We start from the raw sequence: 23,011 nt of genomic DNA, 5'->3' as shown, positions 1-23,011 counted from the left end.
CTCAGGCCTCCTTCGGGTCGACGGGGCCAGCGGAGCCGGCGGCGCGGCGGACCCGGCGGATCGGGGGCTTGACCCCGAGTCGCTTCGGGTCGAAGCCGGACCACTTGTGGCCGCTCGCGAAGAACTTCTTGCGTGCCATGATCGTCATCAGCGGCTTGGTGAAGAAGAAGACCACGACGACGTCGAGGAGCGTGGTCAGGCCGAGCGTGAACGCGAAGCCCTGGACCTTGCCGACCGTGACGACGAAGAGCACGGCGGCGGCGAGGAACGACACGAAGTCGGAGACCAGGATGGTGCGCCGGGCCCGCGGCCAGCCGCGCTCGACGGCGGGACGCAGCGTGCGGCCCTCGCGGACCTCGTCACGCACGCGTTCGAAGAACACGATGAACGAGTCCGCCGTGATGCCGATCGCGACGATGGCACCACAGACCGCGGGCAGGTTCAGCGCGAACTTGATGGTCGGACCGAGCAGGGTCATGATCGTGTACGTCAGCGCCGCGGAGACCAGGAGGCTCGCGATGGCGATGAGCGACAGGCCGCGGTAGTAGACCACCAGGTAGATGACGACCAGCGCGAGGCCGATGGCGCCCGCGATGAGGCCCGCCTTCAGCTGCTCGCCGCCGAGGGCCGGGCTGACCGTGGTGACGCTCTGCTCGTGGAAGGTGAGCGGCAGGGCGCCGTACGACAGGATGTTCGCGAGGTCCTTGGCGGAGTCCTGCGTGAAGCTGCCGGAGATCTCGGCCTTCTTGCTCAGGGTCGTGTTGACGCTGGGGGCCGAGACGACGTCGCCGTCGAGGACGATCGCGAACTGGTTCTGCGGGGACTGCTGCTGCGACAGCTTGCTCGTGACCTTCGAGAACTTGTCCGCGCCGCCCTTGGTGAACTCCATGTTCACGACCCAGGAGCCGGTCTCCTGCTTGATGGTCGCCTGCGCCTCGTCGACGTCCTTGCCGTTGACCTCGGCCGGGGCGAGGATGAACTTGTCCCACGACTTGCCGTCGTAGCTCTTGCCGCACGCGATGGTGGGCTCGGAGGGCTTGATGCCGCGGCCGGCCTCGACGCGCTGCTTCTTGTCGGTGCAGTCCAGCTTGGTGAACTGCTCCTGGAGCTTGGCCGTGGCCGGGTCGGGGGCCGGGGTCTCGTCCTTCTTCCCGGCGTCCTTCTTGTCGTCCTTGGCCTTGTCCGAGCCGGAGGGCGTCGGGTCGTCCTTCAGGGCGTCGGTCAGGGCGCGTCCCTGGGGCGTCGCGGTGGAGCTCGGGGACTCCGCGTCGCCGTCCGTGGCCTTGTCAGTGGCCTTGTCAGTGGCCTTGTCCGTCGCCTTGTCGGTGGCCTTCTCCTTGTCCGTGCCGGAAGGGCTGGCGGACGGGTCGGGAGTCGGCGCGCCGGCGGCCTGTGTGATCACCGGACGGAAGTAGAGCTGAGCGGTCGTGCCGACCTGCTCGCGCGCCTGCTTCTCGTTCGTCCCCTTGGGGATGTTGACGATGATGTTGCGATCGCCCTGGGTCTGGACCTCGGCCTCGGAGACACCCAGACCGTTGACACGGTTGTTGATGATGTCGACCGCGGTGTTCATGTTGGTCGGGTTGATCGCGTTCTTCTGGCCCGGCTCGTTCTTCGCTTCGAGCGTGATGCTCGTACCACCCGCGAGGTCGATGCCCAGACGCGGCGTGGTGTGCCCGGAAAGGAACATTCCCCCGGTCAGCGCCACGAGGGCGATCAGGATGAAGGCCAGTGCGCGGCCCGGCTTGCCCGGTGCGCTCTGCCTTCGGCCCTTCTTCGGTGCTGCCACCTTCTCGTTCTCCCTGTCCAACCGCCCGGCGTCCGGTCCGGCCCCTGCGGTTGCGGGGAGGACCCGGGCGGGCGGCCATGAAGTGGTGTCGAGACTCGGCGCGAGATGCACGGGGTCCGGGGCCCGTGACGCGCGAGCGGCGCGCCCCGCGAACCCCGGTCGTGCCTACTTCGCGTCGGACTCGCCGTCGGTCTTCTTCGGCTCCACGTCGTCGGCCTCGGCGGCCGCGTCCTTCTTGCCGAGGTCGATGCGCGAGTCGTCGGAGGCGGCGGGCTCGTCGGTCTCGGTCAGGGAGGAGGCGTCGTCGGGAACGACGGGGGTGTCCTCCTTCAGGTCGTCCTCGGTGCCGTGCACGATGCGGTTGTACTCGTCGTCGGCGAGAACGGCGCCGATCGAGTTCTTGGCGTACACCGCGTGGACACCGGGGGCCACCTCAAGGAGGACGGCGTCGTCGTGGACCTCCTTGACGGTGGCGTACATGCCGCCGATCGTGCGGACGCCGGTGCCGGGCTGCATCTCGTTGCGCATCTGCGCGGCGGCCTGCTGCTTCTTCTTCGCCGACCGGGTCATCAGGAACATGGCCCCGATGAGCACGATGAACGGGAGGAGGGTCACGATATTCACGGGACGGAATTTCCTTCGCACGACCGCGCGGGTAGAAGCGGCCTACTGGATGGGGGTGGGCACGCCGCCCACAAGGGCGGCATCGGCGGAGTCTAAGCGAGTCCGCGCCTAACGAACAACGCTCAGCATGGCACCGGGGTTCCTGACCCGGCGACTATCCGCGCCGTACCGTCGAGGTTGCGCCACCTCGGGGCCCCGGACCGCCGCCGTCACGCCCCGAACAGATCCTGTTGTCCCTTTGCACCCGCTTGGCCCGGTGGTACGAGGCCCAGGTGCGCCCAGGCGGCGGGGGTGGCGACGCGCCCGCGGGGCGTACGGGCGAGCAGTCCCTCGCGCACGAGGAAGGGCTCGGCCACCTCCTCGACCGTCTCGCGCTCCTCCCCCACGGCGACCGCGAGCGTCGACAGGCCGACCGGACCGCCGCCGAACAGCTTGAGCAGCGCTTCGAGGACGGCCCTGTCGAGACGGTCGAGGCCCCGCTCGTCGACCTCGTAGACGGCGAGGGCGGCGCCCGCGATGTCCCTGTCGATCGCGCCGTCGGCCTTGACCTGGGCGTAGTCCCGCACGCGGCGCAGCAGACGGTTGGCGATGCGGGGCGTGCCCCGGGAGCGGCCCGCGATCTCGGCGGCGCCGTCCGGGTCGATCTCCACGTCGAGCAGCGCCGCCGAGCGGTGGACCACGCGCTTGAGCTCCGCGGGTTCGTAGAACTCCATGTGCGCGGTGAAGCCGAAGCGGTCGCGCAGCGGCGGCGGCAGGAGTCCCGCGCGCGTGGTGGCGCCGACCAGGGTGAAGGGCGGCAGTTCGAGCGGGATGGCGGTGGCGCCGGGGCCCTTGCCGACGATGACGTCGACGCGGAAGTCCTCCATCGCCATGTAGAGCATCTCCTCGGCGGGCCGCGACATGCGGTGGATCTCGTCGAGGAAGAGGACCTCTCCCTCCTGGAGGGAGGAGAGGATCGCCGCGAGGTCGCCCGCGTGCTGGATGGCGGGGCCGCTGGTGATGCGGATGGGGGCGCCCATCTCGGCGGCGATGATCATCGACAGGGTCGTCTTGCCGAGTCCGGGGGCGCCGGAGAGCAGGACGTGGTCGGCGGTGGCGCCCCGGGCACGGGCCGCGCGCAGGACGAGGTCGAGCTGCTCGCGGACCTTCTCCTGGCCGATGAACTCGCCGAGGTCCTTGGGGCGCAGGGCGGCCTCGACGGCCTGGTCCTCGCCGTCGGCGCCGGAGTCCACCAGCCGCTCCGCGGCGGACCCGACCAGCCGCTCGGCCGCGTCGGCAGCTTCGTCGGTCGTGTCGTCCCAGTTCATGCGGTGTGCCTCGCGATGCGGTTCAGGTGTGCGGTCGGGGGGTGCCGGGGTGCCGTACGGGTGGCCGGCGGGTGCGGCCCGCCGGCCTGTCAGCGGGTGCGGTTCAGGGTCTGGAGCGCGGCCTTGAGCAGCTGGCCCACCTGCGGTGTGCCTTGGGCCGCCTCGGCCTGCGGGGTCACGGCGGCGACGGCCTCGTCGGCCTCGCGCGTGGCGTATCCGAGGCCGATGAGGGCGGCGTGCAACTGGTCGCGCCAGCCCGCGGTGACGGGCTTGGCGATCGCGGGGCCGCCGGTCCCGAGGGGCTCGCCGAGGCGGTCCTTGTATTCCAGGAGCAGCTTCTGGGCGCCCTTCTTGCCGATGCCCGGCACGGCGGTCAGGGCCTTCTCGTCGCCGGTGGAGACCGCGCGGCGCAGGGCGTCCGGGCTGTGCACGGCGAGCATCGCCTGGGCCAGGCGCGGTCCGACGCCGCTCGCGGTCTGCAGCAGCTCGAAGGTCTGGCGCTCGTCGTCGTCCGCGAAGCCGTACAGGGTGAGGGAGTCCTCCCGTACGACCAGGGAGGTGGCGAGCTTGGTCTGCTGGCCTACCCGGAGCCTGGAGAGCGTGTCGGGCGTGCACTGGACGGCCATGCCGATGCCGCCGACCTCGACCACCGCGGTATCGGGGGCGAGGGCGGCGACGGGGCCGCTGACGAAGGCGATCATGCGGTACGGCCTTTCTGGGCTGTGGTGGTCCTGGCGGCGTGCTGGGCGGCGGCCTGCTGGAGGCGGTTCTGGGTGACCGCCTGTCGCAGGCGATTCTGCGCGGGGGCGCGCCAGATGTGGCAGATGGCGAGGGCCAGGGCGTCCGCGGCGTCGGCGGGTCTGGGTGGTGCGTCGAGCCGCAGGAGGCGGGTGACCATCGCCCCGACCTGGGCCTTGTCGGCGCGGCCGCTGCCGGTGACGGCGGCCTTGACCTCGCTGGGCGTGTGCAGGGCCACGGGGATGCCGCGGCGGGACGCGCAGAGCATGGCGACGGCGCTGGCCTGGGCGGTGCCCATGACCGTGCGCACATTGTGCTGGCTGAACACGCGCTCCACGGCGACGAACTCCGGCTCGTGCTCGTCGAGCCACTCCTCGATGCCCCGCTCGACGGCGACCAGGCGGTGGCCCAGCTCCGCGTCGGCCGGGGTCCGCACGACGCCGACGCCGCGCAGGGTCAACGGCCGTCCGGCGACGCCCTCGACGACACCGACACCGCACCGGGTCAGTCCCGGGTCGACCCCCAACACGCGCACGTAAGCCCCTCCCCTTCGCCTGTCTGTGCAGGCTATCGGGTCCCTCTGACAACGCGACGGGCCGACGGGGTGTGTCCCGTCGGCCCTGGCGCGCCCTGAAGGGGCGCGGGGAACTGCGTGAGCGAGCGCGGACGACCGCGGCCGCGTCACCGGTGACCCGGCGGAGCGCCTACGCGTCGACCTTCGCCATGACCTCGTCGGAGACGTCGAAGTTGGCGAAGACGTTCTGCACGTCGTCGCTGTCCTCCAGGGCGTCGATCAGCTTGAAGATCTTCCGGGCGCCCTCCTCGTCCAGCTCGACCTGCATGGTCGGGACGAAGTTGGCGTCGGCCGAGTCGTAGTCGATGCCGGCCTCCTGGAGCGCGGTGCGGACCGCGACCAGGTCGGTGGCCTCGCTGAGCACCTCGAAGGTGTCACCGAGGTCGTTGACCTCCTCGGCGCCCGCGTCGAGGACCGCGCCGAGCACGTCGTCCTCGGACAGCTCGCCCTTGGGGACGATCACGACGCCCTTGCGGTTGAAGAGGTACGAGACCGAGCCCGGGTCGGCCATCGAGCCGCCGTTGCGGGTCATGGCGACGCGGACGTCGGAGGCGGCACGGTTGCGGTTGTCGGTGAGGCACTCGATGAGCACCGCGACGCCGTTCGGTCCGTAGCCCTCGTACATGATCGTCTCGTAGTCGGCGCCACCGGCCTCCAGGCCGGCGCCGCGCTTGACCGCGGAGTCGATGTTCTTGTTCGGGACCGAGCTCTTCTTGGCCTTCTGGATGGCGTCGAACAGGGTCGGGTTACCGGCGGGGTCCGCGCCGCCGGTACGGGCCGCGACCTCGATGTTCTTGATCATCTTCGCGAAGAGCTTGCCGCGCTTGGCGTCGATCACGGCCTTCTTGTGCTTCGTCGTAGCCCATTTAGAGTGGCCGGACATCTGCCTGTCTCCTTCGCGTTACCCAACAACCAGTACGGACTCTCCCAGACCTCAAGGCTCCGGGGGGTCCCCGGAGCCTTGAGGTCTGGGGGATTCCCCGGAGATCCTACAAGGATCCCGCGCGCGGGTTGCCCCGCGCCATCTCCACGAACAGCGCGTGGATGCGGTGGTCACCGGTCAGCTCGGGGTGGAACGAGGTGGCCAGCGCGTTGCCCTGGCGCACGGCCACGATGTGGCCCTCGTGCTCGGCGAGCACCTCGGCCCGCGCGCCGACCGACTCCACCCAGGGCGCCCTGATGAAGACGCCCTCGACGGGAGCGCCCTCGACGCCCTTGACGGCGACGGCGGCCTCGAACGACTCGTTCTGCCGCCCGAAGGCGTTGCGCCGCACGATCATGTCGATGCCGCCCACCGTCTCCTGGCCCGAGCGCGGGTCGAGGATCTTGTCGGCGAGCATGATCATGCCGGCGCAGCTGCCGTAGACCGGCAGGCCGTCCCGCACGCGCGCGCGGAGCGGTTCCATCAGGCCGAAGAGGGTGGCCAGCTTGGAGATGGTGGTGGACTCGCCGCCGGGGATGACCAGGCCGTCGACCTCGGCGAGCTCCTCGGGGCGCCTGACCGGCCTGGCCACGGCGTCCGCCGAGGCCAGGGCGATCAGATGCTCCCGTACGTCCCCCTGGAGGGCGAGGACGCCCACGACGGGAGTGGTCATCACCAGCCCCGGTTCGCGTAGCGCTCGGCCTCGGGCAGGGTGTCGCAGTTGATGCCGACCATGGCCTCGCCCAGGTTGCGGGAGGCGTCGGCGATGATCTTCGGGTCGTCGTAGAAGGTGGTGGCCTTCACGATGGCGGCGGCGCGCTTGGCCGGGTCGCCGGACTTGAAGATGCCGGAGCCGACGAAGACGCCCTCGGCGCCGAGCTGGCGCATCAGCGCGGCGTCGGCGGGGGTGGCGACACCACCGGCGGAGAACAGGACGACCGGCAGCTTGCCCAGTTCGGCGGTCTCCTTGACCAGCTCGTAGGGGGCGCGGAGGTCCTTGGCGGCGGCGTACAGCTCGTTGTTGTCGAAGCCGCGGAGCCGGGCGATCTCGTTCTTGATCTGGCGCAGGTGGCGGACGGCCTCGACGACGTTGCCGGTGCCGGCCTCGCCCTTGGAGCGGATCATGGCCGCGCCCTCGGCGATGCGGCGCAGGGCCTCGCCCAGGTTGGTGGCGCCGCAGACGAACGGGGTCGTGAACGCGAACTTGTCGCTGTGGTTGACCTCGTCGGCCGGGGTGAGGACCTCGGACTCGTCGATGTAGTCGACGCCGAGGGACTGCAGGACCTGGGCCTCGACGAAGTGGCCGATGCGGGACTTGGCCATGACCGGGATCGAGACGGCCTCGATGATCTCTTCGATCATGTTGGGGTCGGACATGCGGGCCACGCCGCCGTCCTTGCGGATGTCGGCGGGCACCCGCTCCAGCGCCATGACGGCCACGGCGCCGGCGTCCTCGGCGATCTTCGCCTGCTCGGCGTTGACGACGTCCATGATCACGCCGCCCTTGAGCTGCTCGGCCATGCCGCGCTTCACGCGCGCGGTGCCGGTCGTGGGCGACGGGTTGCTGCTGGCGGGGGTGCTGGACACGGAGGTGACCTCACTCGAAGGAGACGGCTGCTGCGACTCCGAGGAAACTCCCGCCGACCAGGCCACAGCAAGGGCCAATAGGTGACCGGTGGCTCATTTTCCGCGGCGCTCCCGCTCGGGCGGGCGCTGCGTGCCTGGTCAGGGCGTTACGCGGCGGCGCGGTCGGCGAGGGCCACCGGAGGCTCGTCGTCCATCTCGAACGCCAGCGGGAAGGGCGCGTGCCCCGCGAGCCGGAACCAGCGCACCGTGCGGTGCCTGCGCAGGGCGCGTGCCGCGCGTACGGCGTCGTTGTGGAAGCGGCGGGCCATCGGCACCCGGCGTACGGCCGCGGCCAGCTCGGTGGCCGCCTCGTCGCCGCCCGGGGCCTCGCGCACCGCCTCGACCTGCGCCGCCTCGCCGAAGATCGCCCGCAGCGCCTGGCTGAGTTCGCTCTCGGCGACCTCGCGCTGCTCCTCCTCGGCCTGGCGTGCCGCGTGCGCCGCCTCGTAGAGGACGATCGAGGCGGCCGGATCGAGCACTCCGGAGGTCGCGAGTTCCTGGGCGACCGAGGCGCGGCGCAGCAGTTGGGCGTCGAGGGCGGCGCGGGCCGCGTCGATGCGGGCGTGCAGCCGGTCGAGCCGGCCCGCGGTCCAGCTCAGGTACAGGCCGATCGCGAAGAGAGCCGCGGCGATCCAGATCAGTGTGGTCACGGGCGGCAAGGCTACCGCCGGGGGGCAGGCACCCCGCCCGGCCGCCCGCCCTTCACCCGGTGACCGCCCTCACGGACACCGCCACGGGCCCCACTCCCGACCGCCCCCGCGGACACCGCCACGGGGCGCCCGGCCGTCCCCGCGGACACCGCCACGGGGCGCGCCCCGGCCGTCCCCCAAGAGCCGTCACGGGACGCCGCCCCCGGCCATGCCCCACGGACCGTCACGGGCCTCCGCCGCCGGCCATTCCCGGCAAGCACACTCAGGAGGCGCCGCCCTGGCCGCCTCCCACGGCACTGTCACGGGCCTCCGCCTCCGGCCGTCCGCCACCGATACCAACACGAACACCGGCACGAACACCGACACGGAACTCCGCCCCGACCGTCCCCCCACGGACGCCGTCACGGGACGCCGCCCCCGCAAGCACCGTCACGGGACTCCGCCGCCAGCCGTCCCCGCGGACACCGTCACCGCTCTCCGCCCCCCGGGCCATCCCCCGCAAGCCCCGCAAGCCCCCTCAGAGGACTCCGCCCCGGACCCACGGCCTCGCACGCCGGACGGCCAGGTTCTCGCACCCCGTGCGGCCGGGTCCTCGCACTCCGCACGGGCCGGGATCACGCACCCCGCACGGACCGGGATCTCGCGCTAGCTTCGCTGTGCCAGGCCGAGTCGGGCCCGCAGGCCCATCCGCTCGTCCTCCGCCACGGAGGCCGCGCCGTCCGTCACCGTCTCGTAGACCGCGAGGATGTCCGCGCCCACCGTCGACCAGTCGAAGCGGCGTACGTGGGCGCTGCCGCGCTCGCGGAGCCCCTCGCGGCGTCCGGGTTCGGACAGCAGGCGGATCGCCGACTTGGCCAGGGAGTCGGCGTCCTCGTTGGTGAAGAGGTCGCCGGCCCCGCCCTGGTCGAGGACCTGGGCGAAGGCGTCCAGGTCGCTGGCGAGCACGGGCGCGCCCGCGGACATCGCCTCGACCAGGATGATCCCGAAGCTCTCGCCGCCGGTGTTCGGCGCCATGTACAGGTCGACGCTGCGCAGCAGCCGCGCCTTGTCCTCGTCGCTGACCATGCCGAGGAACTCCACCCGGGGGCGCAGCTCGGCGGGGAGCGAGGCCACGGCCTCCTCCTCGTCGCCGCGGCCCGCGACGAGCAGGCGGGCGTTCGGCCGCTCGGCGAAGATCTGCGGGAGGGCCTTCATGAGGACGGGCAGGCCCTTGCGGGGCTCGTCGATGCGGCCGATGAAGCCGATGGTCTCGCCCTGCCACTCGGGCCTCGGCTCGGCTTCGGAGAAGAAGCCGACGTCGACGCCGTTGGGGATGACGACCGCGTCGCCGCCCAGGTGTTCCACGAGGGTGCGGCGCGCGTACTCGCTCACGGCGATGCGCGCGCTGATCTTCTCCAGGGCGGGCTGCAGGATCGGATAGGCGGCGATCATGGCCCGGGAGCGCGGGTTGGACGTGTGGAAGGTGGCCACGATCGGCCCCTGCGCCGCCCAGCACGCCAGCAGGCCCAGCGAGGGCGAGGCCGGCTCGTGGATGTGGATGACGTCGAAGGTGCCGTCGTGCAGCCAGCGGCGCACCCGCGCGGCGGACAGGAAGCCGAAGTTGAGCCGCGCGACGGAGCCGTTGTACGGCACGGGAACGGCGCGTCCCGCCGACACGACGTACGGCGGGAGGGGGGTCTCGTCGTCCGCGGGGGCGAGGACGGACACCTCGTGCCCCAGGCGGATGAGGTGCTCCGCCAGATCGCGGATGTGGAACTGGACGCCGCCGGGCACGTCCCACGAGTACGGGCAGACGATGCCGATCTTCACGACGCCTCCCCCGCCGGGTTCGCCGGGTCCTGGTCGGGGCGGGGTTCCAGGTCGGCGAGCCACAGTCGCTGCAGCATGTGCCAATCCTCCGGGTGGTCGGCGATACCGATGGCGAAGGCGTCTGCCAGCGCCTGTGTCATGGCAGACGTCTTCTCGGCCCTCGTACCTGTCTCGGGCACGTCGACCGGTGGGTGGACGCGCCCCTTCATGACGGGGGTCCCGTCATACCAGAGGGTGACCGGCAGGAGCAGGGCCCCGGTCTGCTGGGCCAGCATCGCGGGCCCGGCGGGCATCCGGGCGGTGTCGCCGAAGAACTTCACCTCGACGCCGGACGCGGAGAGGTCGCGGTCGGCGACCAGGCAGACGAGTCCGCCCGCGCGCAGCCGCCGGGCGAGGGTGCCGAAGGCGGAACCGCCGGTGTGCGGCAGGACCTCCATGCCGAGGCCCCGGCGGTAGGCGACGAAGCGGTCGTAGAGCGTCTCGGGCTTCAGGCGCTCGGCGACGGTCGTGAAGGGGGTCTCCAGCTCGGTGGTGACCCAGGCGCCCGCGAGGTCCCAGTTGCCGAGGTGCGGCAGGGCGAGGATGACGCCCTTGCCCGCGGCGAGGCCGTCGGTGAGATGGTGCAGGTCCGTCGGTTCGAAGCCGTTCCTGATGCGGTCCTTGCTCCAGGACGGCAGCCGGAAGGACTCCATCCAGTACCGCAGGTAGGAGCGCATGCCCGCCCGGGAGAGCTGCGCGAGCCGCTCGGGGGTGGCGTCGGGCACCACGCGCGCGAGGTTGGACTCCAGGCGCAGGACGCCCTTGCCGCGGCGCTTCCAGGCCAGGTCGGCGATGGTCCGGCCGAGCCGCTGGGCGGCCGGCTCGGGGAGCTTCTTGACGGTGCTCCAGCCGGCTCCGTAGAGCGCGTCCGTCAGTCGGTCCCTCACTGCGCGGCCTCACTCTCCTGCGTGGTGCCCGCGGCCGCGTCCGCCTCCGCGGACTCCCGGCGGACCGTGACGACCCGCTGGACGAGGGTGACCAGGCTGCCGACCGCGACGATCCACAGGGCGATGGGCAGCAGGATCTGGATGCCGGGGACGCCGAACTTGTGCAGTCCCGCGAAGCCCGCGGCGACCAGCGAGATGACCAGCCGCTCGGCGCGCTCCACGAGGCCGTTGACGGCCACGGGCAGGCCGATCGCCTCGCCGCGCGCCTTCGTGTACGAGACCACCTGGCCGCTGGCGAGGCAGAAGATCGAGACGGCGCACAGGATGTTGTCGTCGCCGGAACCGGCGTACCAGAGGGCGAGCCCGCCGAAGATGGCGCTGTCCGCCACGCGGTCGAGCGTGGAGTCGAGGAAGGCGCCCCAGCGGCTGGAGCGGCCGAGCTGGCGGGCCATGTTGCCGTCGACGAGGTCGCTGAAGACGAACAGGGTGATGACGACCGTGCCCCAGAAGAACTCGCCACGGGGGAAGAAGACCAGCGCTCCCGCCACCACACCGGCCGTGCCGATGAAGGTGACCGCGTCGGGGCTGACCCCGCGGCGGATGAGAAACGCGGCGAACGGTGTGAGGACACGCGTGAAGAATGCACGCGCGTACTTGTTCAGCATGGCCTTCCCGAGGGGTCGGTGGCCGCGTGGCCCCGTTGGCCACCGGCTGGCCCATCGTAGTCACGCCCCTCACCCCCGGGCTCGCCCCCTCACCATCGCGTACGACGTATGGACGCAGAGTGACACGGGTGGAAAGCTCGAAAGCGCTACGGGCGCCGTCGGAGCCGCCCCGCACCCGGCCCCGCGCGCCCGCGAGCAGCCAGCATCCCCGAGGGGGCTGAGCCTCCTCACCGTGCACGTAACCGGGAGGCCAAGGCATGGGCGACAAGGCGAACGCACACCCCGGAGCCGCCGGCAGGGCAGCATCGGCCGACCACCCCGCGTCCGTACGGAATGTGGTGCTGGTCGGCCACAGCGGATCGGGCAAGACGACTCTGGTGGAGGCCCTCGCGCTGACCGCGGGGGCGGTGAACCGGGCGGGCCGCGTGGAGGACGGCGGCACCGTCTCCGACTACGACGAGATCGAGCACCGGCAGCAGCGCTCGGTGCAGCTCTCCCTGGTGCCCGTCGCATGGGGCGGGTACAAGATCAACCTACTGGACACCCCCGGATACGCCGACTTCGTCGGGGAGTTGAGGGCCGGTCTGCGTGCGGCGGACGCGGCCCTCTTCGTCGTGTCGGCGGCGGAGGGCGCCGAGGGCATCACCGGCGCGACCCGCATGGTGTGGGAGGAGTGCGCGGCGGTCGGCATGCCGCGCGCCATCGTGGTGACGCACCTGGAGTCGGCCCGCGCGGACTTCGCGGGGATGACGCGGACGTGCGCCGAGGCGTTCGGCGCCGACGACCCGGACGCCGTGCTGCCGCTGTACCTGCCGCTCCACGGCGAGCAGGGGCCCGACGGGCACGCGCCCGTGACCGGCCTGATCGGACTGCTCTCGCAGCGGGTGTTCGACTACGCGTCGGGCGAACGCAAGGAGTCCGAGCCGGGCGACGACCAGCTCCCGCTGATCGAGGAGGCACGCAACAAGCTGATCGAGGGGATCATCGCCGAGAGCGAGGACGAGTCCCTCATGGACCGCTATCTCGACGGCGAGGACATCGACCACAAGACCCTCGTGGAGGACCTGGAGCGGGCCGTGGCCCGCGGCATCTTCCACCCCGTGCTCGCGGCGGCGCCCGCGGCGGACGGCGCCCGCCAGGGCATCGGCACGGTCGAGCTCCTGGAGCTGATCACCGGCGGCTTCCCCACGCCGCTCGAACACCCCGCGCCCGCCGTCACCACGCCCAGCGGCGCGGCCCGCCCCGCGCTGACCTGCGACCCCGCGGGCCCGCTGGTCGCCGAGGTGGTGAAGACGGCGTCCGATCCCTATGTGGGCCGCGTGTCGCTCGTACGGGTCTTCTCCGGCACCCTGCGGCCCGACGAGACCGTGCACGTCTCCGGGCACGGTCTGACCGACCTCGGCCATGAGCCGCGCGCGCTGCACGAGGCCGACGAGCGGATCGGCGCGCTCTCCGCGCCGTTCGGCAAGCACCAGCGCACCCTCACCCGGTGCGTCGCGGGCGACCTGGCGTGCGTGGCGAAGCTGAGCCGCGCGGAGACCGGCGACACCCTGTCGGCGAAGGACGACCCGCTCCTCATGGAGCCCTGGGACATGCCCGACCCGCTGCTGCCGCTCGCCATCCAGGCACACAGCAAGGCGGACGAGGACAAGCTCAGCCAGGGCCTCTCGCGCCTGGTGGCCGAGGACCCGACGATGCGGCTCGAACACAACCAGGACACCCATCAGGTCGTCCTGTGGTGCCTGGGCGAGGCCCATGCCGACGTCGCCCTGGAGCGCCTGCGCAGCCGCTACGGCGTGCAGGTGGACGTGGTCCCGCACAAGGTCTCCCTGCGGGAGACGTTCGCGGGCAGGTCAGCGGGGCGCGGGCGGCACGTGAAGCAGTCGGGCGGTCACGGCCAGTACGCGATCTGCGAGATCGAGGTGGAGCCGCTGCCCGGCGGCAGCGGCATCGAGTTCGTCGACAAGGTCGTCGGCGGCGCGGTGCCCCGGCAGTTCATCCCGTCCGTCGAGAAGGGCGTACGGGCCCAGGCTGCGAAGGGCGTCGCCGCGGGCTACGCGCTGATCGACGTACGCGTGACGCTCCTCGACGGCAAGGCGCACTCGGTGGACTCCTCCGACGCCGCGTTCCAGACGGCGGGCGCGCTCGCGCTGCGCGAGGCGGCGGCCGGGGCCCGCATCCATCTGCTCGAACCCGTCGCCGAGGTGCGGGTGCTCGTCGGCGACGAACACGTCGGCGCGGTGATGAGCGACCTGTCGGGGCGCCGCGGCCGGGTCGTCGGCACCGAGCAGGCACCCGGCGGGCGCACGCTGGTGCGGGCCGAGGTGCCCGAGATCGAGATCGGCCGGTACGCGGTGGACCTGCGCTCGCTCTCCCAGGGCACCGCGCGCTTCAGCCGCGCGTACGCGCGCCACGAGCCGATGCCCCCGCAGCTCTCGGAGAAGATCCGTGAACGCGCGGAGGCCACTGCGTAGTTGACGTGTGGTCGGCGCGTGGACGACGTGTGGTCGACGCGTGGACGGTTGCCGCCCGTCGCGCCCCGGCGGGCGGGCGGCACCCCGGTGCCCACTGACGGATGTCGGTCCTCCCCGATACGCTGATGACCTGATCAACAGATGCGCCGGACGTCAACAGGTGTGCCGGACAGGGAAGTCGGGAAGAGCCGCATCAGCGAAGGCGTCGCGGCGAGGGGGCGGCAGTGGCGGACGATGTATTCGACTTCAGGCCCGGGGCCCAGGTCCCGCTCTCGGGCGCCGCGGGGCAGACGGCGGCGACGCATGCCCTGGCCTCGGCCGCGTATCGCGACAGCGACGTGACCGAGATCCTCAAGGCGAACAACGAGTGGCACAAGTCCGAGGTGAAGCCCGGCATATGGTCGCTGTTCAAGCCGAGCCTCGGTGAGGCGTTCGCGCGGACCGTGCAGGTGCGGATGCTGGGCGGTGGCCGCAAGCCGCTCATCCAGTCCTTCGGCATCGAGCCGCAGGTGGTCGTCGAGCACTGCCTCGCGGCCAACCGCATCCGCAAGGAGCGCGACAGCTGGCTCACGGCCGTGATGGTCCTGTGCGGTGTGCTCTTCCTGCCGGGCCTCATCGTCTGGCTCGCGGTCTTCACCATCCGGCGCCAGGTCGCCAAGAGCGAGAACAAGCGGACGGGCGCGCTCGCCTCCGCCGTCCTGGTCGCCGTGGGCGTGCTGGCCGCTCTCGCCCTGATCAAGCTGCCGTTCGACGGCTTCTGGGCCTGGTATCTGCGGGCGTCGATCGTGCTGCCCGTCGTGGGCTGGTTCTGGGCCAAGCAGATCGCCGAGCGCACGGCCAAGGACATGCGCGAGCGCTGGTCCGCCCTGCTCTCGGGCGGCGGCATCGGCGCCAAGATCCCCGAGGCGGTGCCCGGCAGCCCCGGCGAGACGGCCGCCGAGCGGCTGCGCCAGAGCCTGGCGCGCCTCTCCGCCGAGCAGCAGAGCAACTCCGTGTTCTACGCCGGCCCCAAGGGCATATTGGGCATGGGCACGCGCTGGGGCAGCTGGCAGCTCGCCGAGGAGCTGGTGCCCGCGGTGCCGGGCAAGGAGATCCACCCCTTCCGCAGCTGGGACGTCATACGCGCGGTGCACGACCAGCTCCGCCTCCTGGAGCGCGGTCCGCTGCACACCGGCGGCTTCACCAAGCCGCAGATAAACCACTGGATCGTCTCCCCCATCGGGGAGAACGCCAAGGCGGTGGCCCGCCCCTCGGGCACCGACGTGGAGGCCTTCCAGGTCCGCGGTCACGAGGTGCAGCGGATCTGCAACGAACAGCAGTTCGGCAGCGGCGAGCGCCACTACCTGGGCGTGCAGTTCACGCTATGGGACGGCCAGCTGGTCATCACGATGCTCATCACGGTGACCGTGCTGCACGAGACGCTGCGCATCGAGGTCACCGGGCACGCGCTCGGCCCCGTGCACTCACTGTTCACCAGCAAGCCCGACCCGAAGACCAAGACGGTCGCCAAGCCCATCAGGTTCTGGGAGACCGTGGACCGCAGTCTGCCCCTGGTCGACGCCGACGAGGTGGTGCGACTCGCCGTGCGCGCCCCCTTCACCTGGTATCCGCCGCTCCTCGACCACCTCGGCGGCAAGCTGGCCCTGCCCGAGCCGTTCGGTTTGCGGCACGCCTGGGCCGACAAGCCGTGGCGGCACCGCTTCATGGCCGACGACGCGCTGCGCGCCGCCACGCCCGTGCTGCGCGTGGTGCACTCGGCGGCGATCAAGGTCCTGGAGGAGAACGGCGTGAACACCGAGAAGTTCGGTGCCCGCTCCGGCTTCCTCAGCGGGGCGATCCAGGACCCGATGCCGAGGAAGGCGGACGTCTACGACGCGTGAGCCGGCTCAGGCGGCCTGGGCCGGCCAGGCGTCGGCGAGCATCTCGCGGGTGTCGGCGAGGAGCTGCGGCAGCACCTTCGTGTGCCCCACGACGGGCATGAAGTTGGTGTCGCCGCCCCAGCGGGGTACGACGTGCTGGTGCAGGTGCGCGGCGATGCCGGCGCCCGCCACGGCTCCCTGGTTCATGCCGATGTTGAAGCCGTGCGCGCCCGACGCGGTGCGCAGGGCCGTCATCGCCTGCTTGGTCAGCTCGCCCAGCTCGGCGGTCTCGGGCGCGGTCAGCCCGGTGTAGTCGGCGACGTGCCGGTAGGGCACCACCATCAGGTGGCCGCCGTTGTACGGGTAGAGGTTCAGCACCGCGTAGACGTGCTCGCCCCGCGCGATCACCAGGCCGTCCTCGTCGGACTTGGCCGGGATGGAGCAGAAGGGGCAGCCGTCGTCGGCCCCTGGGCCCGTCGGCTTGTTCTCGCCCTGGATGTACGCCATCCGGTGGGGCGTCCACAGGCGCTGGAACGCGTCCTGCGTCCCCACTCCGATCTGCTGCTCCGGCTCACTCGTCATGAGGTGCAGCATATGACTTCACCCGTACGGAACGCGTCGGCGGGGCATATCCGCACAGCCGTACGAGACTCCGCACGGCCGAGGGCCCCCGAGTGCGCGCCTCGGGGGCCTTCGACCGTACGTCCGACTCAGACCTGGACGCGGTCCTCGACGGCCTTGGCGATCTTCGCGATGGCCTCGTCGACCGGGATGCCGTTCTCCTGCGAGCCGTCGCGGTAGCGGAAGGAGACGGCACCGTTGGCCATGTCCTCGTCGCCCGCGATGATCATGAACGGCACCTTGGACTTCTGGGCGTTGCGGATCTTCTTCTGCATGCGGTCCGAGGACGCGTCGACGTCCACGCGCAGGCCCCGCTCCTTCGCCTTGGCGGCGAACTCCTGGAGGTAGGGCACGTGGGCGTCGCCGATCGGGATGCCGAGCGCCTGCACGGGGGCCAGCCACACCGGGAAGGCGCCCGCGTAGTGCTCAAGGAGCACGGCGAAGAACCGCTCGATGGAGCCGAAGAGCGCCCGGTGGATCATGACGGGCTGCTGCTTGGTGCCGTCGGAGGCGGTGTACTCCAGACCGAAGCGCTTGGGCTGCTGGAAGTCGACCTGGATGGTCGACATCTGCCAGGACCGGCCGATCGCGTCCTTGGCCTGCACGGAGATCTTCGGACCGTAGTACGCGGCGCCGCCCGGGTCCGGGACCAGCGGCAGGTCCTGCTTGGCGGCCGCCAGGCGCAGCGCCTCGGTGGCCTCCTCCCACTCCGCGTCCTCGCCGATGAACTTGTCCGACTCGGGGTCGCGGGTGGACAGTTCGAGCTCGAACTCGTTCAGGCCGTAGTCGCGCAGCAGGTCGAGGACGAAGGTGAGCAGCGAGTCCAGCTCGCCCGCCATCTGCTCCTTGGTGCAGTAGATGTGCGAGTCGTCCTGGGTGAAGCCGCGCGAGCGGGTCAGGCCGTGCACGACGCCGGACTTCTCGTAGCGGTAGACCGTGCCGAACTCGAAGAGCCGCAGCGGCAGTTCGCGGTAGGAGCGGCCGCGCGCCTTGAAGATGAGGTTGTGCATCGGGCAGTTCATCGCCTTGAGGCGGTAGTTCTGCTCGTCGAACTCGATGGCGGGGAACATGCCGTCGGAGTAGTTCGGCAGGTGCCCGGAGATCTCGAAGAGACGCTCCTTGGAGATGTGCGGCGTGTTCACGAACTCGTAGCCCGTGTCCTCGTGCCGCTTGCGGGAGTAGGTCTCCATCTCCTTGCGGATCACACCGCCCTTGGGGTGGAAGACCGCGAGGCCCGGGCCGAGCTCCTCCGGGAAGGAGAAGAGGTCCAGCTCGGAGCCGAGCTTGCGGTGGTCGCGCTTCTCGGCCTCGGCAAGGAACTCCAGGTGCGCCTTCAGCTCGTCCTTCGACGGCCACGCGGTGCCGTAGATGCGCTGGAGCTGCGGGTTCTTCTCGCTGCCGCGCCAGTAGGCGGCGGCGGAGCGCATCAGCTTGAACGCGGGGATGTTGCGGGTGGTGGGCAGGTGGGGGCCCCGGCAGAGGTCCTTCCAGCACAGCTCGCCGGTCTTCGCGTCGAGGTTGTCGTAGATCGTCAGCTCGCCGGCGCCCACCTCGGCGTCCGCGCCGTCGGCGGCGTTCGCGGCGTTGCCCTTGAGGCCGATCAGCTCCAGCTTGTACGGCTCGTCGGCCAGCTCCACGCGGGCGTCGTCGTCGTTCGTGACGCGGCGCGAGAAGCGCTGGCCCCGCTTCTGGATCTCCTGCATCTTCTTCTCGATGCGCTTGAGGTCCTCGGGGGTGAACGGCTCGGCGACGTCGAAGTCGTAGTAGAAGCCGTCCCTGATGGGCGGGCCGATGCCCAGCTTGGCCTCGGGGAAGAGCTCCTGCACGGCCTGCGCCATGACGTGCGCGGTGGAGTGGCGCAGGATGTTCAGGCCGTCCTCGGAGGAGATCTCGACGGGCTCGATCTCGTCGCCGTCGGCCACGGCGTAGGCCAGGTCCTTCAGCTCGCCCGCCACGCGGGCGGCCACGACGGTGCGCTCACCGGGGAAGAGCTCGGCGGCCGTAGTGCCCGTCGTCACCACGCGCTCTTCCCGCTCGGAATCGCGTTGGATGATCACACGGACGTCTGACACCGGTCTCTCCTAGCTGAAGGGGGCTGCGGCGCTTTCTCACGCGCCGCCAAGAGGATCGTACCGAGCCGGGGGCTCCCCCCGCGAAACGGATATCCCCTGCCGCCCGGAAGCGCCCCCTCCGCCGCCGCTCCCCCACGGCACGCGGCGCTCCCGCCCTCAGTCCGTGCCGCACGCCTCCTCGAAGAAGTCGATGTTCTCCTGGAGCGACTTCATCAGCCGGTCCCGCTCCGCCTCGTCCACCTGTACGGGCGCCACGCCGTTCGCCCCGGTCAGCCTGCGGAACCCGCCCCGGCTCTCCAGCCGTCCCCGCACCCTGATCGGCAGCCCCACGAGGTGCGCCTGGACGGCCACGAGGTACGACTCCTCGTCCAGGACCATCCGCACCTGCGGGACGTCAGCCCCGGCGATCACCCTGATCCGCACCGTGCCGGGACCGCGCGGCGACGAGCGCCGCATCCGCACCACGGCCCCGGTGATCCGCACCGGCACCGAGGGCTCGTCCCGCCGGTAGCGGGCGCTCGCCGCACGCAGCGCCGCCAGGTCGCCGGGCGAGAACTCCACGGGCTCCGCGCGCGCCGCGCACCCTTCGGGCACCCCCGCGCCCGGCGCCCACTCCACCGCGACGCGCGCCCCCTCCGTGCCGTGCACCAGCGCCACGACGGCCTCGGTCAGCTCATGGCTCACGCCCGCCTCGACCGCCCCGTCGAAGGCGTCCGTGCCACCCGTGGCGCGCTGGTAGTCGACGGCCTCGCGGACCGCGTACAGCGCCTGGTGGAGCCGGACCGCGAGCGGCCGCCCGGCCTCGACCGGCACATACGCGGTCAGCCTGCGACCGCCGGGCGCGGGCCCGACGAGCACGGCGTCCAGGGCTGCCGCCGCGGCCCCGCGGTGCCGCGCCCCGTGGTACCCGGCGCGGCCCCGGGCGGCGAGCGCCCCGGCGAGCAGCATCTGCCGTGCCGCCGTGCGCAGCCGCTCCTCGGCCGGCCAGGTCGCGGTGCCCGCGGGCCCCTCGGGCACGTCACGCCACCAGTGGATCTCGTCACTGGGCACGGCGAGCCCCACGAGGATGTCGCGGGCGGTCGGCGAGGCGCTGCGGGCCAGCGCGACGAGGGCCTCGCCGATGAGGTCCTCGCAGTCGGGGAAGGCCCGGCTCTCGGGGACGAGCAGGCTGGTGCCGCCGCCCCCGGCTTCCGGCGGCGTCCAGCGGGTGTAGCGCCCGGGGGCTCCGCCGCGCCTGCGCCAGCCGTGCCGGGCGAGCAGCGCGCCGAGCACCGCGGGGTCGACGAGGCCGGGCCCGGGCGGATCGGGCCACTGACCCGCGGCGGCCACCGGGTGGGGGCGGGCCGGCGGCAGGGGCTCTTCGTGGGGGCGGTGCATCAGGGTCTCCCTCCCCTTCCCACCCGCGTCATGATCTCGCGGAGCGCACGGTCGTCGAAGATCCGCGAGGTGGGGACGCGCACGGTGGTCTTGCGCCTGCCGGTCACGGAGTGGCCGGCGAGGTTGGTCCAGTAGCAGCAGTGCCGCAGGTCGAGCCGGTCGTGACCGGCTCTCAACCAGTCGTCGGGGGATCTGGGCACGATCATCACGACCAGGATCTTGTGTACCGCGACCGGTGTCCGGGCCAGCTTCTCCAGGTGCGCGTTGTCGAGCGTGAACGAGAAGGCGGGCCGTGCGCTCCCCTCCGCCGGGAGCGGCGGCACCTGGTAGGTGCACTTGAGCTGCACCTTGATGGTGACCTCGTCGTCGACCGTGTGCCCGGGGGCGCTGTGACTGACGTGCCAGTCGATGCCGTTGTCGGGAAAGGGCTGGGAGAGCGAGCACCCCGCGGCCGCCGCGACGGCGTGCAGGTAGCCCACCTGAAGGGTCTCCATACAGGCGGTGGTGGCGAGTGTGCCGCGCGGCGGTGCGATCCGCTCGGGCAGCAGCCCACCCTGTTCGGGCTGCGCGAGCGCCATGTCCAACTGGCCTTCCGCGAAGGGCGGTTACCGGTGCGGGGCGCCATGTCAAGGGCCCCGCACCTCTGTTGTCTCCGGCCCGCGTACGGCGCAAACGGCCCGGGTATCACCGGTGTGGGCGGAGGACCGACGTCATCTGCCGGGACTGAGCGAGGAGTTGCACGACCATGACGTGCTGGTACGAGGGGCCCTTGGCCGCATTCGACACGGAGACCACGGGCGTCGACGTCGAGACCGACCGCATAGTGTCGGCCGCCGTCGTCGTCCAGCAGGGCGCGGGCACCCGGCCGCGCGTCAGCCGCTGGCTGGTCAACCCGGGCGTTCCGGTGCCCGAGGAGGCCACGGCGGTCCATGGACTGACGGAGGATCACCTGCAGCGCACCGGCCGCTGGCCGGCGCCGGTGATGGAGGAGATCGCACGCGATCTGGCCGAGCAGGGCGCCGCGGGCCGGCCGATCGTGGTGATGAACGCGCCGTTCGACCTGACGATGCTCGACCGGGAGCTGCGCAGGCACCGCGCCTCGTCGCTCGGCCGCTACATGGAGGGCTCCGCCCTCTGCGTGATCGACCCGCGGGTCCTCGACAAGCACCTGGACCGCTACCGCAAGGGCCGCCGCACGCTCACCGACCTGTGCGCGCACTACGAGGTGGAGCTCGCGGAGGCCCATGACGCGGCGGCGGACGCCCAGGCGGCCCTGGACGTCGTACGGGCGATCGGACGCCGCTTCGCGACCCGCCTGGAACGCCTCTCACCTGCCGAGCTGCACACGCTGCAGGCGGTCTGGCACGCGGCGCAGGCACGGGGGCTACAGGCCTGGTTCGCCAAGAGCGGCACGCCGGAGACGGTGGACCCGGCGTGGCCGCTGCGCCCCGAACTGCGGGCCGCCGCCTGACGAGCGGGCAAAGAAAAAACCGGTCCGTCTGCTGACGGACCGGCGTTCTCCGGTGGGCGATACTGGGTTCGAACCAGTGACCTCTTCGGTGTGAACGAAGCGCTCTCCCACTGAGCTAATCGCCCGGGAACGCACTGAACAATACAGGTCCCGACGCCCTTCGTTCAAACCGTCCTCCGCCGCTTCCCCGCCCCATCGCCGGCCGGCCGGCTACGAGCGGTCGAGGGCGGCGAGACGGGTGGCGAGACCGCGTCGTCCCGCCCGCATCATCAGGGCGTGGTTGAGGACGAAGAACGGCCGCCCCGGGACGGCGAAGCGCCGCATGAGCGGCCTGCGCACCTCGACCTCCTGGTCGTAGACGGCGCACGTCCCCGCGGGCGCGGCCCGGACCGTCCAGCGCGCCCACCCGTCCAGGTCACCGGTCATCCGGATCTCAAGGACCCCGGCGGCGGGATCACGGCGCGCCTCCCGCGCGCCGACGACCAAGTCGTACGGGAGGAAGGACCGGAAGCGGGCGACGCCGCTGCGGCCGTCGGCCGACGCCACCTCGCGCACCTGGGGCCACCACAGCGGATAGTCCCGGACCCGCTCGAGGGCGGCGTAGACGTCGCCGGGGGCCGCGGGCAGGTCCCAGCGGGTGTGGAAGCGGTATCGGCACCAGTTCATGGTCCGAGTCTGCCCGCGGTGGGCGCCTTGCCCCGCCGATTGCCGCCGGCTCTCGCGGGGTGTTGTTTCACGCCATCCGCGGCGCGTTCGCGCAACGGCCGTACGCGACACGCCGGTTCCGGAATGCCCGGGGCCGAATGCGGGGGAATCCGGTCGCCCGCGCGCGTATGCGGACCCGTCAATTCCCTTACCGCATAAGCGAATACGACAACGGCCCGGAGGCTGAAAAGCCTCCGGGCCGTAATCCGGGGTGGGCGATACTGGGTTCGAACCAGTGACCTCTTCGGTGTGAACGAAGCGCTCTCCCACTGAGCTAATCGCCCCGGGCGCATGGAGAACATTACCGCATGTCAGCGGGTGCCTCCGACCACCCCGGAGTGACCCGTGGGTCACTCCTTGATCTTCCACGGCATCGTGATGCCGAACTTCCAGACGTACACCGCGACGAGCACCGCCACGATGACCAGGCCGATCGTCGTCAGGATGATGTTCCGGCGGCGCACCTTGGGGTCGAGCGCGCGCTGTGCCGCCTCGGTGACCTTGCGTTTCGTCCAGCGCAGCACCAGCTGGGCCCAGACGAACTCGGTCGCCCAGATCGCCATGCCGCCGAAGATCACCAGCCATCCGGGGCCGGGGAGCGGCAGCATGATGATGCCCGCGACGACCACCGCGAGCCCCACGATGAACACGCCCACCTGCCAGCTCAGGTGCAGCACCCGGCGGGACTGGACGTACTGCGGCGCACGCGACCCGAGGGCCGGCTCCGGCTCTGCCCCACCGACGGGCTCCACGGCCTCCGCCGGTTCGTTACTCCCCGTATTCATACGGCCAAACCCTACCG

21 protein-coding genes and 2 tRNA genes are annotated in these 23,011 nt (G+C 71.6%); 3 read left to right on the top strand and 20 right to left on the bottom strand.

Going from position 1 to position 23,011, the window contains the following annotated elements; genetic code table 11:
* Nucleotide 1 precedes the first annotated feature (1 nt).
* The 12 genes from secD to pgsA all read right to left on the bottom strand — a co-directional run bounded on the left by secD (nt 2) and on the right by pgsA (nt 11,630).
* Nucleotides 2-1,789: a protein translocase subunit SecD gene (gene secD / locus AB0I16_RS16115; protein WP_363249997.1), complete on the bottom strand. Its 1,788-nt coding sequence runs from the start codon at nt 1,787-1,789 to the stop codon at nt 2-4.
* 165 nt (nt 1,790-1,954) lie between these two features.
* Nucleotides 1,955-2,413, bottom strand: a complete 459-nt coding sequence (yajC, locus tag AB0I16_RS16110; protein ID WP_363249996.1) for a preprotein translocase subunit YajC — start codon at nt 2,411-2,413, stop codon at nt 1,955-1,957.
* A 209-nt stretch (nt 2,414-2,622) separates the two neighbouring features.
* A complete protein-coding gene (ruvB, locus tag AB0I16_RS16105) occupies nt 2,623-3,720 on the bottom strand; it encodes a Holliday junction branch migration DNA helicase RuvB (RefSeq protein ID WP_363249995.1) in 1,098 nt (365 codons plus the stop codon).
* Between the two features lie 89 nt (nt 3,721-3,809).
* Complete coding sequence (gene ruvA, locus AB0I16_RS16100) at nt 3,810-4,421, bottom strand: Holliday junction branch migration protein RuvA (protein ID WP_363249994.1); 612 nt, start codon at nt 4,419-4,421, stop codon at nt 3,810-3,812.
* Nucleotides 4,418-4,993 (bottom strand): crossover junction endodeoxyribonuclease RuvC, encoded by a 576-nt coding sequence (ruvC, locus tag AB0I16_RS16095; protein WP_363249993.1) that lies wholly within the window; start codon nt 4,991-4,993, stop codon nt 4,418-4,420. The genes ruvA and ruvC overlap by 4 nt, the downstream gene beginning before the upstream one ends.
* A 169-nt stretch (nt 4,994-5,162) precedes the next feature.
* Nucleotides 5,163-5,915, bottom strand: coding sequence for a YebC/PmpR family DNA-binding transcriptional regulator (locus AB0I16_RS16090; RefSeq protein ID WP_363249992.1), 753 nt, complete (start codon nt 5,913-5,915; stop codon nt 5,163-5,165).
* Nucleotides 5,916-6,021: 106 nt separating this feature from the next.
* The gene (pdxT, locus tag AB0I16_RS16085; protein ID WP_363249991.1) at nt 6,022-6,630 is read right to left on the bottom strand and encodes a pyridoxal 5'-phosphate synthase glutaminase subunit PdxT; all 609 of its coding nucleotides are present in this window, start codon (nt 6,628-6,630) and stop codon (nt 6,022-6,024) included.
* Nucleotides 6,627-7,541, bottom strand: a complete 915-nt coding sequence (gene pdxS / locus AB0I16_RS16080; RefSeq protein ID WP_363249990.1) for a pyridoxal 5'-phosphate synthase lyase subunit PdxS — start codon at nt 7,539-7,541, stop codon at nt 6,627-6,629. Before pdxS ends, pdxT begins: the two co-directional genes overlap by 4 nt.
* Nucleotides 7,542-7,687: 146 nt before the next feature.
* A complete protein-coding gene (locus AB0I16_RS16075; protein WP_363249989.1) occupies nt 7,688-8,239 on the bottom strand; it encodes a hypothetical protein in 552 nt (183 codons plus the stop codon).
* A gap of 636 nt (nt 8,240-8,875) precedes the next feature.
* Nucleotides 8,876-10,039 carry a glycosyltransferase family 4 protein gene (locus AB0I16_RS16070; protein ID WP_363249988.1) on the bottom strand — a complete coding sequence of 388 codons (1,164 nt, stop codon included), beginning with the start codon at nt 10,037-10,039 and terminating at the stop codon, nt 8,876-8,878.
* A complete protein-coding gene (locus AB0I16_RS16065; protein WP_363249987.1) occupies nt 10,036-10,965 on the bottom strand; it encodes a phosphatidylinositol mannoside acyltransferase in 930 nt (309 codons plus the stop codon). The genes AB0I16_RS16070 and AB0I16_RS16065 overlap by 4 nt, the downstream gene beginning before the upstream one ends.
* Nucleotides 10,962-11,630 carry a phosphatidylinositol phosphate synthase gene (pgsA, locus tag AB0I16_RS16060; RefSeq protein ID WP_363249986.1) on the bottom strand — a complete coding sequence of 223 codons (669 nt, stop codon included), beginning with the start codon at nt 11,628-11,630 and terminating at the stop codon, nt 10,962-10,964. The genes AB0I16_RS16065 and pgsA overlap by 4 nt, the downstream gene beginning before the upstream one ends.
* Before the next feature lie 257 nt (nt 11,631-11,887).
* Between pgsA and AB0I16_RS16055 the strand changes: the two genes are divergently transcribed.
* Together AB0I16_RS16055 and AB0I16_RS16050 are read left to right on the top strand one after the other, a co-directional pair.
* Complete coding sequence (locus AB0I16_RS16055; RefSeq protein WP_363249985.1) at nt 11,888-14,104, top strand: elongation factor G-like protein EF-G2; 2,217 nt, start codon at nt 11,888-11,890, stop codon at nt 14,102-14,104.
* Between the two features lie 224 nt (nt 14,105-14,328).
* Nucleotides 14,329-15,984, top strand: coding sequence for a hypothetical protein (locus AB0I16_RS16050; protein WP_363249984.1), 1,656 nt, complete (start codon nt 14,329-14,331; stop codon nt 15,982-15,984).
* A gap of 6 nt (nt 15,985-15,990) precedes the next feature.
* Here AB0I16_RS16050 and AB0I16_RS16045 read toward each other — a convergent pair whose 3' ends face one another.
* The 4 genes from AB0I16_RS16045 to AB0I16_RS16030 all read right to left on the bottom strand — a co-directional run bounded on the left by AB0I16_RS16045 (nt 15,991) and on the right by AB0I16_RS16030 (nt 20,611).
* A complete protein-coding gene (locus tag AB0I16_RS16045; RefSeq protein ID WP_363249983.1) occupies nt 15,991-16,557 on the bottom strand; it encodes an HIT domain-containing protein in 567 nt (188 codons plus the stop codon).
* A 116-nt stretch (nt 16,558-16,673) separates the two neighbouring features.
* Nucleotides 16,674-18,656 carry a threonine--tRNA ligase gene (gene thrS, locus AB0I16_RS16040; protein WP_363249982.1) on the bottom strand — a complete coding sequence of 661 codons (1,983 nt, stop codon included), beginning with the start codon at nt 18,654-18,656 and terminating at the stop codon, nt 16,674-16,676.
* A 156-nt stretch (nt 18,657-18,812) separates the two neighbouring features.
* A complete protein-coding gene (locus tag AB0I16_RS16035) occupies nt 18,813-20,036 on the bottom strand; it encodes a hypothetical protein (protein WP_363250027.1) in 1,224 nt (407 codons plus the stop codon).
* Nucleotides 20,033-20,611 (bottom strand): DUF4365 domain-containing protein, encoded by a 579-nt coding sequence (locus AB0I16_RS16030; protein ID WP_363249981.1) that lies wholly within the window; start codon nt 20,609-20,611, stop codon nt 20,033-20,035. The genes AB0I16_RS16035 and AB0I16_RS16030 overlap by 4 nt, the downstream gene beginning before the upstream one ends.
* Before the next feature lie 167 nt (nt 20,612-20,778).
* Between AB0I16_RS16030 and AB0I16_RS16025 the strand changes: the two genes are divergently transcribed.
* Nucleotides 20,779-21,504: a 3'-5' exonuclease gene (locus AB0I16_RS16025; protein WP_363249980.1), complete on the top strand. Its 726-nt coding sequence runs from the start codon at nt 20,779-20,781 to the stop codon at nt 21,502-21,504.
* A gap of 53 nt (nt 21,505-21,557) precedes the next feature.
* Here AB0I16_RS16025 and AB0I16_RS16020 read toward each other — a convergent pair.
* From AB0I16_RS16020 to AB0I16_RS16005, 4 genes are all read right to left on the bottom strand, one after another.
* Nucleotides 21,558-21,629: transfer RNA gene (locus AB0I16_RS16020), tRNA-Val, on the bottom strand.
* A gap of 85 nt (nt 21,630-21,714) precedes the next feature.
* Nucleotides 21,715-22,170: an SRPBCC family protein gene (locus tag AB0I16_RS16015; protein ID WP_363249979.1), complete on the bottom strand. Its 456-nt coding sequence runs from the start codon at nt 22,168-22,170 to the stop codon at nt 21,715-21,717.
* A 251-nt stretch (nt 22,171-22,421) separates the two neighbouring features.
* Nucleotides 22,422-22,493, bottom strand: a tRNA-Val gene (locus AB0I16_RS16010).
* Nucleotides 22,494-22,559: 66 nt separating this feature from the next.
* The gene (locus AB0I16_RS16005; protein WP_363249978.1) at nt 22,560-22,994 is read right to left on the bottom strand and encodes a TIGR02611 family protein; all 435 of its coding nucleotides are present in this window, start codon (nt 22,992-22,994) and stop codon (nt 22,560-22,562) included.
* Between the last annotated feature and the right edge of the window lie 17 nt (nt 22,995-23,011).

It is taken from the genome of Streptomyces sp. NPDC050703, assembly GCF_040654435.1.
In the GTDB taxonomy this organism is placed as follows: Bacteria; Actinomycetota; Actinomycetes; order Streptomycetales; family Streptomycetaceae; genus Streptomyces.
This window is presented reverse-complemented; position numbering and strand designations above follow the sequence as displayed.